Raw genomic sequence first — 17,418 nt, forward strand, 5'->3', positions numbered from 1 at the left:
GAAAATAAGAGAGGCTTCGCTTCGAAGCCTTCTGTCCGAACCGGTTAGAGGCATTAACGATAGACATGCTCATATTGACGGAAATTTATTCTAAAAACGAAGCATAATCGAGGATCTTCGTTCAGCAAGATGATGTCGCTATTCAGTATGAGTATATGTCGAGGGATGAACTAGGAACGTCCATTTTTTGCACAAAGTAATCTGTCAGCCAAGCATTCTAACATCGTCAAAATCGAAGCCATTGGTATTTGGCTAGCACTCCAAATAATTATAGACAGATATTATCTCAGCGACTCCCCCGCTTCCTTACCGGATAGCGGGGCTTTTTGTTTTTCACGTTGAGATCTTACTATGCAAAAATCTGACAGCCATCAGGCCTTTGAGCAACCGCTGGCTTCACTGCCACACAAGATTCGCAACCTCATCCTTGAACGTCTTCGTAGCCTGACGCAGTACGAACCTGTGATAGGTATTATGGGTAAAAGCGGTTCTGGTAAATCGTCCCTCTGCAATGCCCTGTTCCAGGGCGAAGTCACATCAGTCAGCGATGTGGCGGCCTGCACGCGAGATGTGCTGCGCTTCCGGCTCCGCAATGGCAATCACAGCCTGATGATTGTTGATTTACCTGGTGCCGGTGTAGTGGTCAAGTAATACTGGCCACGGTTTTACAGTAAGAACGGTATCGGTTCTCTGATTCTTCCGGCGTCAGCCCCCCGTTGTAATGATGAGGTCTGACGCTATTGTAGTAATTCTGGATATAACTGCCGATTTGTCGCCGGGCCTCATCCTTACCTGCGTAACCATTCGTCGGCACCCATTCTGTTTTCAGACTACGGAAGAAGCGTTCCATGGGGCTATTATCCCAGCAGTTCCCCCGACGACTGACGCTTTGCTTTATCCTGTAACGCCAGAGAACTTGCTGATATTTAAGGCCTGTATACTGGCTTCCCTGGTCGCTATGGAACATGACATCACGCGGTTGACCACGCGTCTCATAGGCCATCCGCAGAGCACTTCTTATCAGTGCGGTATCGGCATTCGCTGACAGACTCCAGCCGATAACCCTGCGGGCAAAAAGATCCATAACAACCGCCAGATAGCACCAGCGATTTCCAGCCCAGATATACGTAATATCTCCACACCATACCCGGTCTGGCTCCGGTACAGCGAACTGACGCTCGAGCAGATTCGGCAGGCAGGTATGCTCCTGACGGGCATTTTTGTACTGATGTTTTCCGGGCTGGCAACTGCTCAGGTTCAGGTATTTCATCAGACGCCCGGCACGGTAACGGGTCATCGGAACGCCATTTTGAGCCAGCATTTCAGCCAGCGTGCGTGCGCCTGCTGAGCCCCGGCTCTGGTTCCACGCCCGGCGTATTTCGCTGTACAACCTGACTCGCGCCGGATTGACAGTATCGCGTCGTTTTCGCCAGTACCGGTAACTGCTACGGTGTATTTCCAGCGCGGAGCAAAGGCTGACAACCGTGTGGCTGTCACTCAGTCTGGCGGCTATCGTGAACCGTTCAGTGAGTCGGACATCAAGAGTGCGGTAGCCTTTTTTAATATCGTATTCTGTTCCTCCAGGCGGCGAACCTGCTTTTCCAGCTCGCGAATACGTTGCTGTTCTGCAGTAATGGGAGTAGCAGAGGGCGTAATCCCCTGCCGCTCTCGCCTGAGCTGGCGCACCCAGCTCTCAAGGGTGGTAGAACCGACATTCATCGCTTCACTGGCTTGTCGATATGAGTAGCCCTTATCAACAATCAGCTGTGCACATTCCAGCCTGAACTCAGGGGTGAAAGTACGCTTAGTTTTCTTGTTCATTAAGTCACCTGTTTTATGTTGTGGTGAGAATATCACCTTTAATCAGGTGGCCAAATTTACTGTGCCACTACATTCGCCTGCGTCGTGCCGGACAACTGACCGGCCATCAGGTACCGGAAATCATCCTGCTCAACAGCCATGACGGCTCATCAAGCTACCAGATGCTGCCGGGACTTTTTCGTGGCATCTGTACTAATGGTCTGGTCTGCGGTCAGTCATTCGGCGAAGTGCGGGTACCGCATAAAGGTAATGTCGTCGAGAAGGTGATTGAAGGGGCTTACGAAGTGCTGGGGGTCTTTGATCGGGTGGATGAAAAGCGCGATGCGATGCAGTCGCTTGTGCTGCCATACCCTGCCCGTCATGCACTGGCGAATGCCGCAATGAAGTATCGATTTGGTGAGGACCACCAGCCGGTCACGGTATCGCAGTTGCTGACCCCGCGTCGTCGGGAGGACTACAGCGATGATCTGTGGACTGTCTACCAGCGCGTGCAGGAGAACCTGATGAAAGGTGGATTGTCAGGGCGAACCGCTCAGGGGAAAAGCAGCCGCACCCGTGCTGTTACCGGTATTGATGGCGATGTGAAGCTCAATCGCGCCCTGTGGGTTATGGCAGAAAACATGCTCGAATTTTTCGGGCGTTAAACAATCGTTCCGGCATAAGGAGATAGTTTGATGGATACACAAAACCTTCAGTTCGCTGAGCAGACAGCAATCACGGCCTCAGTGGTCCCTGACGAGTTACGCATCGGCTTCTGGCCACATCACTTTGGCTCCATCCCGCAATGGATAACACTTGAGCCCCAAATCTTTGCCTGGATGGATCGACTGTGTACCGATTATCACGGTGGTATCTGGAACTTCTCAACGCTCAGTAACGGCGGCGCTTTTATGGCTCCTGAGGCAGAGAACGATGAGAAGTGGAGATTGTTCAACAGTATGAACGGCAACGGCGCGGAACTTACTGGTGAAGCGGCAGGGATAGTCGCCTGTCTGATGACATACAGCCATCATGCCTGCCGTACGGAATGTGACGCGATGACTGAGCACTACTATCGCTTACGCGACTACGCGCTGAATCATCCAGAGTGCAACGCCATTATGCATCTTATCGACTGAGGAATGCCTGACATGAATACTGCATTATCCCCGGTGTCAGCGCAGCCCGAACTTTTCCCACTGACGATTATGACCCAGCATGGTTGCCTGCTCCATGCGACTTCCGGACTGACACCCTACGCCCAACGGACCATTCGCCGCGCTATCAACCTGCTGGATAAATATCTGCGCCAGCCCGGTATATCCTTTACCTCAAGTACTGCTGCCCGTGACTGGCTTCGGCTACAGTTGGCCAGACAGGAACGGGAAGTGTTTATGGTGCTCTATCTCGATAATCAGCATCGTTTACTGGAGAATGAAACGCTGTTCGCCGGTTCAGTTAACCATGTGCAGGTCCATTCCCGTGGGGTGGTGAAGTCAGCGCTTCGCTTCAATGCCGCAGCTGTCGTGCTGGCACATAACCATCCCTCCGGCGATCCGGAGCCCAGCAAAGCCGATCGCCAGTTGACTGGCAGGCTAAAGGAGATACTGAGCGTGGTCGATGTGAAAACGCTTGATCACCTGGTTGTTGGTCTAGAAGACATTGTGTCGTTTGCGGAGCGAGGCTGGATATGAAAATCATCAGTAAGCGCCAGGCCATGGCTCTGTACCTACAGCATCTTGGCTCCCGCCTGTTTCGCTTCTGTACCGGCAAATATAAATGGTCTGGCAGCATCTGCCATTATGCTGGCCTGGAAGTTCAGGACATATGCGGCGTTCTGACCGTGTTTGCTGAACGTCGTCAGGACCGCAATGGTCCCTATGTCATTCTTCGCAGTATCACTCTCATTTAATCAGGAACAATAATGAAGAAGCACTCAGAATCCGGTACCAAGCCGGAGAATCCCGTCATCCATCAGTGGGGACTGAAGCGCGATATAACACCTTGTTTTGGCGCACGTCTCGTTCAGGAGGGCAACCGTCTGCACTATCTGGCTGACCGAGCAGGATTTAGTGGGGCATTCACCGACGATGTTGCAATGCGCCTCGATCAGGCATTTCCGCTCATGATGAAACAACTTGAGCTGATGCTGACCAGCGGCGAGCTTCCCCCCCGCCATACACATTGCGTCACGCTGTACCACAACGGCCTCACCTGCGAAGCCGATACACTCGGCTCCTGTGGCTATGTCTACATTGCTATTTATCCCGATCAACCTGTGCCGCAGTAACTCAACGCTTATCCCCTGAACATCACAGAGTAAACATCATGCAAACCTTATCATCACACCCGACACGGGCGACTGAGCCCTGCCTGTCACCCGTTGAAATCTGGCAGCGGCTGCTGGCTCATCTGTTGTCTCAGCACTACGGCCTGACGCTGAATGACACACCGTTCAGTAATGAAACCACCATCCGGGAACATATTGATGCAGGAATATCGCTCAGCGATGCGGTGAACTTTCTGGTAGAAAAATACGGGCTTGTCCGTATCGATCGGAAAGGATTTTCTTGGCAAGAGCAGACCCCGTATCTTTCCGTAGTGGATATTTTGCGAGCAAGGCGCTCTGCCGGCTTGCTAAAAACTAACGCAAAATGAACGCTTACATACAGAGCAGACTAAAGGAAAGCAAAATGTTAATCTCACAGACGAAGAGACTTCTACTGTAACCTCCCCCTCCCCTGCAAAAAACCTGACATTTTCTTTTAGGACCAACAATGGGACCAAATTGAAAATTGAATTGAAGATTATCACCTATTAAACAACAAGTTACACCATCAATTCAGACTCCGCCAGCCCATCGGTGATTACCAGAGTCATCCGATGAAGTCCTAAGAGCCCGCATAGCACAAGCTCTGCGGGCTTTTTTGTGTCCATCATAATTTCTTAAGAGTTGCTAGAGTCCACGCCTTATGACACCCTCCTTTAGACCCACCAGTGTGGGTCCAAAATCAGAGGGTCCAAAAATGCCTAAGGTCGTCATAAAGCTGAATGATACCCAAATCAGGAACACCAAGCCCGGCGAGAAGGAAGTGAGTCTCTTCGACGGCGAAGGCTTGTTTGTGCGAATCTCACCATCAGCAAAAGGTGGTAAGAAAAACTGGTATTTTAGATACACAGTTCCGACGACCCGAAAACGCACAAAAATGAGCCTGGGTACTTACCCTCATCTCACCCTAGCTCAGGCCCGCTCTCTAAGAGACCAGTACCTCGCCCTTCTCGCCCAGCAGGTTGATCCACAGCAGCATAATGCTGAGAAAGCGAATGCTTTAAAAGCGGCTACTGAACACACATTGCTGGTGGTTGCAAAAAAATGGTTGGATGAGAAGAAAAGAACTTCAGGGATCACGAATGACCATGCAGAGGATATCTGGCGTAGCCTTGAACGAAACGTCTTTCCTGGACTAGGTAATGTTCCGATCAAGGAAATTCGTCCCAAACTCTTAAAGCAGCACTTAGACCCAATTGAGCAGCGTGGAATTCTTGAAACGTTAAGGCGTGTGATTTCCCGATTGAATGAAATTTTCCGCTGGGCGGCTACTGAGGAACTGATTGAGTTTAATCCTGCTGATAACCTCGCACAGCGTTTCACTAAGCCTAAAAAGCAGAATATGCCTGCATTACCCCTGTCTGAATTACCCCGTTTCCTGGCAACGCTGAACAATGCTTCAGTACGTATGGAGACAAGGCTACTGATTGAGTGGCAATTGTTAACATGGGTTCGTCCGGGCGAAGCCGTTCGAGCAAGGTGGGCAGACATTGATAAAATCAACAGGCTATGGACCATTCCTGCCGACTTTATGAAAATGAAAAAAACTCATAAGGTTCCTTTGAGCAAAGAGGCTTTGCGCATTCTTGATACAATGAGGCCGCTCAGTGGACATAGAGAGTGGATTTTCCCCAGCATTAAAGCACCACTTCAACATATGCATGAACAGACAGCTAATGCCGCTATTATTCGTATGGGGTTTGGAGGCGAGCTTGTAGCTCATGGTATGCGCTCGATTGCGAGAACAGCGGCCGAGGAGTCTGGTAAGTTTAGATCTGAAGTCCTTGAAGCAGCGCTTGCCCACCCCAAGAAAGACGAAATTGTTGCAGCGTATAATCGCGCGGAGTATCTCGCCGAACGAGACGCACTTATGCAGTGGTAGAGTGATTATGTGCAATCTCAAAAGTTTAAAGCGGTTGCTGCCTGACTTATGGAAATTCTATAGCTTTTTTAAATCAGGAAATTTTTCTCTTAAAAGTTATTCATTTTCAAACAAGTGCAACATTTTAAATTTCACATAAAAAAAGCCCCTGAGAGGCTTTTTTAATTATTTTGGTCAAAAATTCATTACGGCTTAGAATTTTTACTAGGTTTTACCTTCGGATTATTACCCGGAGTTTTTTTATTGTCACGTTGACGCTGATCAGGTTGTCCTGTTGAATCAGCTATTCGTTTTGGACCAGGCTTAAGACCCATAGCAATCCTCCTTTAACTGTTTAAGAGAGAACCTCTCCTGCTTAAAATACGACCAACAATGAGCTATTTCAAGATTTTTTTGAAGATTTATAAGGTATTTGATCAACATCTTAATATTATTCATCAAAACATGCCTAAACTATTCCAATCGAAAATTTCGGTTAATCTAAGATAAGCTATCTTTAGAGCGCTGGTTTTCAATGTATTTTCACTAAAAATTAGCCTGATACTAGTTAAAGAAGAATTAAGGAGTAAAACAATACACTCAGAGCTTTATTTAATTCTCTTCTAAAATCACGCCCCCTCTTTGCAGAGGTTAATTTTAAAAATAATCATTTAAATCATAAAGTTATTCGTAGGTGCTAGTGATAAAAGCATTCGGAAACCACATCTTGATATTATTCTTAATATTCAATAAATTACATAAAATTGTAGCTATTCACAAACTATATTTGGGTTTACTTCAGAACATAGCCCTTAAGCCAGCTGTAAACGTTATGATAAATTGATATAAGTAACGCCACATTCGATTAAAAAAGTTACAATACCTCTCGTCGAACCATCAACCCTACTTATGGGAATAGACTTCCTCAGTATTTATGACCTGCGGGGCAAATTATAACCTACTGATTGTTAACAATTTAAAATTAACACCATAACATTTATTAGAAAATTCTTAATTTTTTTACTAAAACACTCTAATATGTAGAGAAAATTTTTGTAGCTTAGATATCAAGTCTCAATGTATTGATACAAAAGAGAAATTTCTAATTCAAAGGTTATGCGGAATGGATGAAATTGAAGGCTCACTTTACAGAAACTCAAATCTATCACTTAGCCAAAAACTTGAAAAGGCACGAGCAGAACTTCTTGATCTGACTGCCCGAAATCGTTTACTGAACATACCAAAATCTAAAACCACGAAATTCTTAGAAGTGGTTAATGAGCGTTCTGATATTCTTTTCAAAATGCTGTTTGAAGAAGGAAAGCCCTTCACTTTTCTTCATGGTCGAGAAGATAAGAAAACAGCAGAAAATAATGAGAATAGTGAGAAAGAATCAGAATCAGAATCAGAATCAGAATCAGAAGATATTATTTTTTTAGATGACTCTGAAACTAATCATAATGATACAAAACTTCAGACTAAGCTCACGCCTAAGACATTACAAAAAAAGTTACTGGATTTGTATTACGACTCAAAAACTCTTGAAGAAGAGCAAGGCGTGAACATCCTGTTTCTGTCTTTGGGATCACTTAAATGGATAGATCCGAATAATAAAGCAAACATACGCCACGCCCCCATTTTATTGTTGCCAGTTGAATTAATACGAGCTAAAGCAGGAGAACGCTTTAAAATAAAAGTTAGGGATGAGGATATCATCAGTAACCTGTCGCTTGAGACATTACTTAGCCGTGTTCACCAATTAATCTTACCTCCCCTAAATATCGATGACGAATTTTCCTTAACAGACTACTTTGCTAAAATCAAGCAGACTATTTCACTGAAAGAAGGCTGGGAAGTATTAGAAAACGAGGTAAATTTAGGCCTTTTTTCCTACGCTAAATTCATGATGTATACAGATTTAGATCCTGATAACTGGCCCTCAGATTCAAAAATCACCGATCAGGAATCAATAAAGTGCCTTTTGGAAACAGGATTTTCTGGTGAAGAGTTAATCTCCGACGACATTGTAATTGACTCTGTCATTCCTCCCCGTGAAATGCTACATATTTTGGACAGTGACAGCTCACAGACTCTAGCCATTCATGAAGTACGTAATGGTAAAAGCTTAGTCATTCAAGGCCCTCCAGGAACTGGTAAATCTCAGACTATAGCAAACATCATAGCTTCAGCAGTCGCAGACGGTAAAAAAGTATTGTTTGTCGCTGAAAAAATGGCGGCCCTTGAGGTAGTTAAGCGCAGACTTGATCAGGCGGGTGTTGGAGATGCTTGCTTAGAGCTTCATAGCAACAAAACCAACAAAAGAGCATTCCTTGAAGAACTGAAGCGAGTTTGGGAACTTGGTTCCCCTCGGGGAGAATTTCCAGATACATTAGTTAATAATCTCACAGAAAGCCGCGATATTCTCAACAATCACCCTGCAAGAATTCATAAAACATACATGCCATCTGGGCTAACACCATATAAGGTTATGGCGCAACTGGTACGTCTCAGACAAACAGGTTTTGATCCTAACGATTATAATATTAACGGGTATGAATACTGGAGTAACGACGATTTCGAGAAAAGACATGCACTTATTGATGAATTAATTGAAAGAATAGTTGATATCGGCATTCCTGATTCGCATCCGTGGAATGGTATCGATAGAACTGAGATACTTCCTAGTGAAGTTGAAAGACTCACAGCTTCATTGACGAACCTGAAGTCTGAACTTTCAGATTCTATTGAAGAATCTATCCGTCTTTCTAAACTAACTAATGAAGCCTATCATATAGGCTCATTAAGAGAGTTGCAGGAATTCATAAAAATTGCTGAATTAATTAATTCAGCACCTAATTTATCACCTGAATCGTTAAGCTCGCCCTTATGGGTCACATCCAAAGATGAGATAAAAGCCTTAATTGAAGACGGGTTATTGTTTGAAGAACTTTATAAAAAACTTGAGAGCCAATTACATGCAGGTGAGTTTAACAAAGAGGTCGCCAGCCTTCATGAAGACTATCGTAATTTACCTGCAGATATTAACATCAATGCTTTTAATGCTGCATATAAACTGAAGACACTTACACCCAAGATCTTAAAAGAGTCTTCAAGGTTACAACAAGAGTTGGGTTCAAAAATTGGATTCTCAAATTTAAGTGAGATTGAAAGTCTCATTGAGTTGGGCGAAAGTATTACTCAGGCTCCGAATGTAAGTCCAGAAGCATTCATTGCCACTGTCTGGGAAGGTGGTATTGAAAAAGCATCAAGTCTGGTTGCAGACATTAAGCAACTTAGTATTTATAAAGAAAAAATAAATCTTATCTTCGTTGAAAAGGCGTGGGAAACAGATGTAGAAAGCACCCGGAATAGCCTAGAAAATAACACTGGCGCTTTTAAGTTTCTCAATAGCGAATGGCGAAAATCCAAAAAACTCACTATCTCCTTAATAAATGATAAAAGCTTAACGATACCTCAGCAGATTGAGTATCTCGGGCTATTGATAAAAGCACAGAAACTAAGAAAATCCGTCAGTGATTTGAACGAATTCGGACAGTCAGCTTTTGGTTCTGACTGGCGCGGTGAGAAAAGCGATAGTGAGTTGTTAAAATCACTTGTGGAGTGGATGCGTACCCTGCGTGGTATTAATTCTGAAGCCAGAATAATTGCAAGCCGACTTTCTAATAAAGAAGCTTTGTCATATCAAGTGAGCCAACTCAAGAAGCTTACAAATGACGTTTTAAGTGAAAGTCGTATTCTCTGGGATTCCCTTGGAAGCGCCCCAGAAGAATACTTTGATAACTGCTACGCAGTGAAAAATATCCCTTTAGAATCACTCTTAGAGAAATCTAATTTTCTGAGTGGTATTGACTCTGTGTTCAAAGAAGTTTTTGTCAAAACTGAATCCTCAGTTCCTGTTCGTATTGAATTGCTAAACCTGTTATTACAGACCCAGCAAAAAATTAAATCCATTTATACTTTCGATAATTTAGCTCAGTCAACCTTGTACCCATTATGGTTGAACGAAAACAGTGATTGGGAGTTGATACTAAATGCTTATTCATGGATCGAATCAAATAATGATCTGAGGTTTATAGCGTCTAAAATAGATGATAAACAGGGTTTAGTTGATAGATCTAGAGGTTTGTGCACGTCAGTGGAAGCGCATTTTACTAAGCTTACCTCAGTGATAAATTCTCTTGCATCTTCCTATGAATCAATTTTCAGCAATGAAAATATTCATGAAATACCATTAAAATCAATCCATGATAAGATTACTCTTTGGATAGATAATTCTGAACAACTTTCAAAATGGGTTGCTTGGCAAAATCGTGTAGAGTTGGCTAAAAAATTTGGTATTTATCCCTTAATCTCCGATTTGAGTAGTGGCGTTCTGTCCTCGGAACATTTATTGGGTACTTTTGATAGAGCCTATTTCGACTCAATTCTGTCTTTAATGGTCGAAGATGAGCCAGAACTGGCTCGTTTTGATGGTGATTTGCATTCAAGGCGAGTTGCAAGCTTCGCCGAAATGGATCTGCGAAGAATTAAAGCCTCTAGTTTTGAAGTTGTAAGAGCTCACCATAGAGCAATTCCTCCCAAAATTGGCGTCGGTCCTGTAGGTGTATTGCGGGGGGAGATGGCACGCAAACGCGGTCATATGGCAATTCGACAACTGATGATAAAAGCTGGTGCAGCTATTCAGGCCTTAAAGCCAGTGATGATGATGAGCCCTCTTTCCGTTGCTCAATTTTTAGCACCGGGTAAACAGTCATTTGATTTACTTGTAATGGACGAAGCCAGTCAGATTCAACCTGTAGATGCATTAGGGGCAATCGCTCGAAGTAAACAGATCGTTGTGGTTGGAGACGAACGCCAGTTACCCCCGACTTCTTTCTTTGCGAAAATGACAGGTTCTGCAGATGAGCAAGATGATGATGATTCAACTCAGGTGGCAGACATAGAGAGCATACTCGGACTTTTTGTAGCCAGAGGGTTGCCTCAAAAAATGCTTCGCTGGCACTACAGAAGCCGTCACCAGTCATTGATTGCTGTATCGAATAGCCAGTTTTATGAAAACAAGCTTTATATAGTCCCTAGTCCTTATACACAAGAAGCAGGTATGGGGCTACGATTCCATAAAGTTGAAGATGGCGTATTTGAATCTGGAAGAAATGTAAATGAAGCAAAACGGGTAGCAATGGCAATCCTTGAGCACGCCAGAAGCAAATCTAATTTATCTCTGGGTGTTGCTACCTTCTCTGTCACTCAAAGAAGATGTATACAGGACGAGCTCGAAGTCCTTCGCAGGCTGAACCCTGAGTTCGAGGATTTTTTCTATGCACATCCAAGTGAACCGTTTTTTGTAAAAAACCTTGAAAACATTCAGGGTGACGAACGTGACGTCATTATCATTTCTGTTGGATATGCCAGAAATCCACAAAACTACATGGCAATGAGATTTGGTCCTCTTGGATCTGAGGGCGGTGAAAGACGTTTGAACGTTCTTATAAGTCGAGCTAAAAGACGTTGCGAAGTCTATTCCTCTATTGAAGAGGACGATATCGATCTTGAAAGGGGTAAAGGCAGAGGTGTATTCGCTTTTAAACTTTTCCTGCAATATGCAAGAACAGGACGCTTGTCAATTGCAGAACAAAGTGGCCGTTCAATGGACAGTGTGTTCGAAGAACAGGTTGCAAATGCTCTTCAAAAAGAAGGCTTCCAGGTCCACCCCCAAGTCGGTATTGCAGGTTTCTTCATTGATTTAGCCATTGCCGACCCTGATATGCCGGGCCGCTACCTTATCGGGATTGAATGCGATGGTATGACTTACCACTCTTCCCGTTCTTCGAGAGAAAGAGATCGCCTGCGTCAGGCAGTGCTTGAGGATCATGGTTGGATCATTCACAGGATTTGGAGCACAGATTGGTTCCAGCGCCCCGAAGAGCAACTACAGAAAACTCTCTCTACTATTCAGGCGGCTAAGAAAGAGCTCGAAAATCGTTCTGAAGCTTCTCTATCTCGGTCAAGAGCTGTACCTGTCGAGATAGTGACAGTAGAAAGAGAGACTGTCACAGAGATTGGTCTAGAGACATTTGAAGGCAGTTTCAATGAAGCTGTTGCATATGTTGAGGCAGTTCCTGACGTTGATACAAGATTCCAGATTCATGAGACTCCAGTTGGCATACTGGCTAAGATAGTCGAGCAAATTGTTCTTGTTGAAGCCCCAATACATGTGAATGAAGTGATTACACGTGTCAGGTCAGCATGGGGTTTACAACGTGCAGGGGCTCGTATTGAAGCCATTGTCAAAGATGCAATAAAAATCACAACCTCAAGTTTTTCAATTTTCATGGAGGATGACTTTTTATACAACGATAATCTTTCCATAAAATTGAGAGACAGAACGAATGTTAAATCAGCAGGATTAAGAAAGTCGGAAAATATATCTAATAAGGAAATAGAAGCGGGAGTTATTGATATTATCAATAAAAGCTTCGGTGCTACCCAAGACGAGCTGGTCAATTCTGTATCAAGGGCTATGGGCTTCAAGGCTACAAGTGGTACTTTAAAAGGCATCATCATATCCATAATTCAAAAAATGGAAAATGATAATAAAATCGTTTTTAAAGAACCAATGTACTATATCATATGATACTAATTTAGTGGCTTGCACTTTAAGGCCGCTAAATGCGCAGAAACTTGAGACACAAGAATATCATTCTCGTGTCTCACTTATTAAATAGCTCCCGTTGACTCACTGTTTTAAAAAATAATATAGACAACACTTTATGATTTATCAATGTTATTCATGCAGCAAGACATCTTTCGAAATTATTTGTCCATGGTGTTCTGGCGGAGTACCAACTGCAACGAATTCATGGGGTACAAAAACACAACCCCCTATAACTTCAGAGCAAATGATACCTCTTAACCCCTCCTTTTATCCAGAATTTCAATATCAGTCGAAAGGAATCATAAAAGACTTATTCGGAAAAAAGAAAGAGCAATCCAAACTCAATAGTCTCCTGCAAAATGTTCTTGAAAAATATGCAACATTTAAGGATCCTTACTTCACCAATTTCATCTATACGACAAAATTTTCACATGATAAGCGGTCAGAAAGTGATTTATCTGAAGACAAAAGCAGTTATTCTGATTTTGTATTGTTTCGTGAGGTACTCGTTCGGAAGGGTTTTAATGAGTTAGAAGAACTGCCAATGCTTTTGGACAAGCTTTTACTTACCACATCATTTAACGCTTTATATAATGGGTTTGCAAAAGAGATCAAAAGACATATCAAACCTACGTTAACAGAATCTTTGAAATCATGGATTGAGGAAGCAGGAACAACATTTAGAGCTGATCTATCATTGTTTCTATACTTTGTCTGGAGCAATAAAATAGCCTTCTCTGCATTAGAATTCAATGAGAACGCGCAAAACACTCCCGGTGTAGCATTGATCTGTAATAGCCCCCGTTTAAACCGGACACTTCACCAGTAAGACATAGTCATAGAGCTATGTTTAAGGAGTGTCCTGTGCAAAGAATCGAAGTGATCACTGGCGAGCAAAAGCGCCGTCGTTATACTCCCGAAGAGAAAGCCCGTTTTGTTGCGCTCGCCATGCAACCCGGCTACACCGTCTCACTCGTTGCCCGGCAGTATGGCATCACACCCAGTCTTCTTTTTAAGTGGAAACGGCTCATGAACGATGGTGGGAAGTCTGCGATTGCTGCAGGCGACGAGGTGGTCAGCGTCTCCGAAGTCAAAGCGCTGGAGAAAAAAGTCAAACAGCTTGAACAAATGCTGGGACGCAAAACGATGGAAGCCGAAATCCTTCGGGACGCGCTTGAGATAGCCCAGGCAAAAAAGTTGATATCGCGCATGCCATTGCTGCCACCGGACGATATCCCCTCATCCGAATAGCTGAAGTGCTCTGTGTGTCGCGTTCGAATCTTTATGACCGGCTGCTGGAGAAACGCCAGCACCGGTCAGCACGCTACAGCAAAGACGATGACGCCCGACTGTTGCCGCTTATCCGCCAGATATGCAGCGAGCGGGCAACAAACGGCTATCGCCGCGTGACTGCGCACCTCAATCGTGCTCTGAGGCAACAAAACTGGCGGGTTAACCCCAAACGTATTTACCGGATCATGCAGGCGAATCACCTGTTGCTGGCAAAATCCGGTCATAAAAAGCCAGCGCGCAGTCATACCGGCAACGTCGTCACACTTAAGCCGGATACGCGCTGGTGTTCAGATGGCTTCGAAATCCGCTGCTGGAATCGGGAAGTCGTGCGGGTGGTGTTCAGCCTTGACTGCTGTGATCGCGAAGCCATCAGTTGGTCGGCGACAACAGGTGGAATAAACAGCGTTATGGTGCAGGATCTGCTGACAGAGAGTGTAGAAAAGCGTTTTGGAAATGCGCTTTACCTGCCACATGCCGTTGAGTGGCTGACGGATAACGGCAGTTGCTACATAGCGGACTCAACAAGAACGTTCGCCGCCTCGCTCGGGTTCATCGTGTGTACGACGCCAGTGCGAAGTCCGGAGAGCAACGGGATGGCAGAATCGTTCGTGAAAACGTTCAAGCGTGATTACGTGTATGTGAATGATCTGCCGGATGCGGTAACCGTCATGGAAAAACTGACGGAATGGATGGAAGACTATAATAACTGGCATCCCCATAAAGGTCTGAAAATGCAGTCACCGAGAGAGTACAGAAGTTCGCTGCTGGCTATAAATTAACCGTGTCCGTTTTAGCGGGGGCAACTCCAGATTTCGCCCAGAGTTTCATTGTTATCATTAACAATAAAAACATTCTTAAAGACATTCCTCGCACCAAAAACCGAGATCATTTTCCTAAATACATAATCCTCTACAAACTGACCTCGATGCTCTGCAGATATTGACTTGTATTTTTTGTCGTTATTCATCCAAAAAAATGGTGTCTCATATATAGACTGAGCCAAGGAATAAGCGGAAAAACAGAAGTATGTGTTATCCACACATATGATTGGTCTGGCATTATAAACATTAAAACTGCTCATATCAAAAAAATTCTCATTAGAGAGTTTTTGTGATGAAAACAAATCAACAATAGTTTTTACCTTACTACTAATTAAGCCGGTTTCGGTAGCTATTGAATCAATTGAAAGTTCGTAAGCCTTCAACAACCCTTCATTAAACACTCCTAAACCACGCCTTAAAAAATCACTAACTTGCCTTCCTATTATTGACTCTACACATCGCCCAACAGAAATCATTTCACTACATGAAAACCCCATATACTCTAGGAACCATGAATTATCCTTAGCATATTTTTCCTCTGCCATATCTAGGTATTGAAAATCGTATGCAGATTCTCCTGAGTAAAAAACACTCTCTTTTATCATCTTATTGTTGTATTCACCATCCCTATCACCAGAATACATGGCACTATGCAAAATAGCCAAAGATGAATTTACATCTTCGGTCAATTGAGACAACACAGCCTCACCAGGATATGCCATATTAACTTCGGACTTTAATAATAACCCTGCAATAGTAGAAATTTCAGTTCTTATCAATCTTTCTTTTTCGTACAAATGCTGCATATCCGTGGAGGAAAGCTCCTCCTCATAGAAAGTTGTATTATTCATACAACTCAATAACGCTAACACATGAATAAATCCGTCAGAAGAACACAATGATTCCAGTTTGGAAAAAATCTCAGACTCTGATTTTTGTATCATGAATACCCTCTCATATCCTTAATATGATTTATTCAACATAGTTAGTTTTTAAAGCTCCAGCATCATACGCCATTTTAAATTTTAATAAATTGATTCAACGTGCGTGCGCCGTGCTCTCCCCGCCACGCCTGCCCGCTTAAAGGGTCGCTTTTAATGCAGGTGCAAAGGTGACCTCAGGCCTCGCCACGGCTGGCGCTAGTCGGGAGCACAGGGGCGAAAAAAAGCATGCCCCCTTTGGATGCATGGCCTAATTTGGGAAAAATGGCGGGAATTACGGGGATTTTTGACAGGCTACCGCGCGGCCAGTCCGACACGTCGGCGAGTGTAAATCATGTTCTGTGCGGGGGTGAATTTTTCACGATTATCATCCCGCGAAGGCGCATCAGGCCTGTATCCGATGGCCGTTAAAATGTCGTTATCCTGTGCAGAATAATTAATTTCATTTCCTGCGGTCAGGCTGACGGAAAGGGCTTCACGCAGATACGTAATATCTCCGCACCATACCCGGTCTGGCTCCGGTACAGCGAACTTACGCCCGAGCAGATTCGGCAGGCAGGTATGCCACTGACGGGCATTTTTGTACTGATGTTTCCCGGGCTGACAACTGCTCAGGTTCAGAGATTTCATCAGACGCCCGACGCGGTAACGGCTCACCGGGACGCCGTTTGGGGTCAGTATTTCAGCCAGATCCGGCGCTCCCGCAGAGCCCCGGATCTGGTTCTATGCCCGGTGTATTTCGCTGTACAACTTGACTTGCGCCGGATTGACAGTGTCGCGGCGTTTTCGCCAGTACCGGTAACTGGTAGAACCGACATTCATCGCTTCACTGACTTGTCGATATGAGTAGCCCTTATCAACACCTTTAATCAGGTGGCCAAATTTACTGTGCAAGCTACGGCATCAGCGGTTTACTTTTGGTACAAAAATTCTACTATATTCACGTCATAATCAATCTTAAAGGGAATTATAATGGATACGACTCTGCTCAGCCCCCTGAATGCCAGTCGAAAAGAAAAATTTGAAAGCTCAATAAATGCATTACAGGGGGATGTCTCCGCCGCCGCCGCAAGGCTCTCAGTCGACCCACGGCTGCGCCTTGAATACTCTAAACGCATTAAGGAAATGGCTGCTGACCTCAGAGCTAAAGCGAATAGTGGCATTATCACTTGGGAAAAAGCGGCACTGGAGGCTCAGGAAACCAGAAATCTGGTAATGGAGATAGTGCGGACACGTAGCACGCCACTTGGACGGGCTATGGCCGAGAAAATGAAAACTTCTGGCAAAACATTTAACGAACTCGTCGCTAATAAAACGGTGTCGTTGTTTGGTCGTCAGGCTAACTTTGTTAATTTATCGGATGGACAGAAAAATCGAGTATATGCAAGTATTGTAGAATCTGCCGGTAGATCAAATGCAAGAGTGGATCTCCGAATGCGACAACTTTCTACAGCAGGGAAAGGTCTTATCATACTTTCTATCGCTATATCGGTTTATGAAATTTATAACGCTCAGGACAAAATTGCTGAAACCACCAAACAGGCCGTAATAGTGAGTTCCGGCGTGGCCGGAGGGTGGGCTGGTGGCGCAGTGGCTGGTTTAATGTGTGGGCCGGGTGCCCCTGTTTGTGTTCTTATTAGTGGCTTTGTCGGTGGTGCATTAGCAGCCTGGCAAATGGGACGAATCTGGGGATGAGA

General features: G+C 44.5%; 11 protein-coding genes and 5 pseudogenes. 12 read left to right on the forward strand and 4 right to left on the reverse strand.

From position 1 onward, the window contains the following. Positions 1–351: 351 nt before the first annotated feature. Positions 352–636: pseudogene (locus PMPD1_RS17030) on the forward strand (GTPase family protein); the annotation flags it as partial. 7 nt (positions 637–643) lie between these two features. On the opposite strand, the gene PMPD1_RS17035 reads toward PMPD1_RS17030, so the two are convergent. Next, positions 644–1,857, reverse strand: a protein-coding gene (locus PMPD1_RS17035; RefSeq protein WP_173632181.1) for an IS3 family transposase whose coding sequence is annotated in 2 segments (ribosomal slippage) — positions 644–1,563 and positions 1,563–1,857 — 1,215 coding nt in all. Because the reading frame shifts where the segments join, the coding sequence is not laid out codon by codon here. Positions 1,858–1,886: 29 nt separating this feature from the next. On the opposite strand from PMPD1_RS17035, the pseudogene PMPD1_RS17040 reads away from it, so the two are divergent. The 10 genes and pseudogenes from PMPD1_RS17040 to PMPD1_RS17085 all read left to right on the forward strand — a co-directional run. After that, positions 1,887–2,465, forward strand: a pseudogene (locus PMPD1_RS17040) (DUF932 domain-containing protein); the annotation flags it as partial. Positions 2,466–2,495: 30 nt separating this feature from the next. Beyond that, positions 2,496–2,939, forward strand: a complete 444-nt coding sequence (locus tag PMPD1_RS17045; RefSeq protein ID WP_173635169.1) for an antirestriction protein — start codon at positions 2,496–2,498, stop codon at positions 2,937–2,939. A 12-nt stretch (positions 2,940–2,951) separates the two neighbouring features. Next, on the forward strand, positions 2,952–3,494 hold the full coding sequence (gene radC / locus PMPD1_RS17050; protein ID WP_173635170.1) for a RadC family protein: 543 nt from the start codon (positions 2,952–2,954) through the stop codon (positions 3,492–3,494). Then, positions 3,491–3,712 (forward strand): DUF987 domain-containing protein, encoded by a 222-nt coding sequence (locus tag PMPD1_RS17055; protein ID WP_173635171.1) that lies wholly within the window; start codon positions 3,491–3,493, stop codon positions 3,710–3,712. The genes radC and PMPD1_RS17055 overlap by 4 nt, the downstream gene beginning before the upstream one ends. Before the next feature lie 12 nt (positions 3,713–3,724). Beyond that, positions 3,725–4,090 carry a type IV toxin-antitoxin system YeeU family antitoxin gene (locus PMPD1_RS17060; RefSeq protein WP_173635172.1) on the forward strand — a complete coding sequence of 122 codons (366 nt, stop codon included), beginning with the start codon at positions 3,725–3,727 and terminating at the stop codon, positions 4,088–4,090. A gap of 38 nt (positions 4,091–4,128) precedes the next feature. Then, on the forward strand, positions 4,129–4,458 hold the full coding sequence (locus PMPD1_RS17065; RefSeq protein WP_173635173.1) for a TA system toxin CbtA family protein: 330 nt from the start codon (positions 4,129–4,131) through the stop codon (positions 4,456–4,458). Between the two features lie 368 nt (positions 4,459–4,826). Next, positions 4,827–6,011: an integrase arm-type DNA-binding domain-containing protein gene (locus tag PMPD1_RS17070; RefSeq protein ID WP_173635174.1), complete on the forward strand. Its 1,185-nt coding sequence runs from the start codon at positions 4,827–4,829 to the stop codon at positions 6,009–6,011. Positions 6,012–7,113: 1,102 nt separating this feature from the next. Further along, complete coding sequence (locus PMPD1_RS17075) at positions 7,114–12,645, forward strand: DUF3320 domain-containing protein (protein WP_173635175.1); 5,532 nt, start codon at positions 7,114–7,116, stop codon at positions 12,643–12,645. A 136-nt stretch (positions 12,646–12,781) separates the two neighbouring features. Beyond that, positions 12,782–13,456 (forward strand): annotated as a pseudogene (locus PMPD1_RS17080) (restriction endonuclease); the annotation flags it as partial. A 56-nt stretch (positions 13,457–13,512) separates the two neighbouring features. Next, a protein-coding gene (locus PMPD1_RS17085; protein ID WP_173635176.1) for an IS3 family transposase occupies positions 13,513–14,738 on the forward strand; the annotation gives its coding sequence in 2 pieces (ribosomal slippage) (positions 13,513–13,855 and positions 13,855–14,738; 1,227 coding nt in all). Between the two features lie 11 nt (positions 14,739–14,749). On the opposite strand, the gene PMPD1_RS17090 is transcribed toward PMPD1_RS17085, so the two are convergent. The 3 genes and pseudogenes from PMPD1_RS17090 to PMPD1_RS22945 form a co-directional block, all read right to left on the reverse strand. After that, a complete protein-coding gene (locus PMPD1_RS17090; RefSeq protein WP_354292672.1) occupies positions 14,750–15,631 on the reverse strand; it encodes a hypothetical protein in 882 nt (293 codons plus the stop codon). Between the two features lie 384 nt (positions 15,632–16,015). Beyond that, positions 16,016–16,213, reverse strand: a pseudogene (locus PMPD1_RS22940) (phage polarity suppression protein); the annotation flags it as partial. Further along, positions 16,202–16,528 (reverse strand): annotated as a pseudogene (locus tag PMPD1_RS22945) (IS3 family transposase); the annotation flags it as partial. The pseudogenes PMPD1_RS22945 and PMPD1_RS22940, both read right to left, overlap by 12 nt. 165 nt (positions 16,529–16,693) lie before the next feature. Here PMPD1_RS22945 and PMPD1_RS17105 point away from each other — a divergent pair. Beyond that, complete coding sequence (locus PMPD1_RS17105) at positions 16,694–17,416, forward strand: hypothetical protein (RefSeq protein ID WP_173635177.1); 723 nt, start codon at positions 16,694–16,696, stop codon at positions 17,414–17,416. The last annotated feature ends 2 nt before the right edge of the window (positions 17,417–17,418 follow it).

The organism is Paramixta manurensis (assembly GCF_013285385.1).
Taxonomy (GTDB): Bacteria; Pseudomonadota; Gammaproteobacteria; order Enterobacterales; family Enterobacteriaceae; genus Paramixta; species Paramixta manurensis.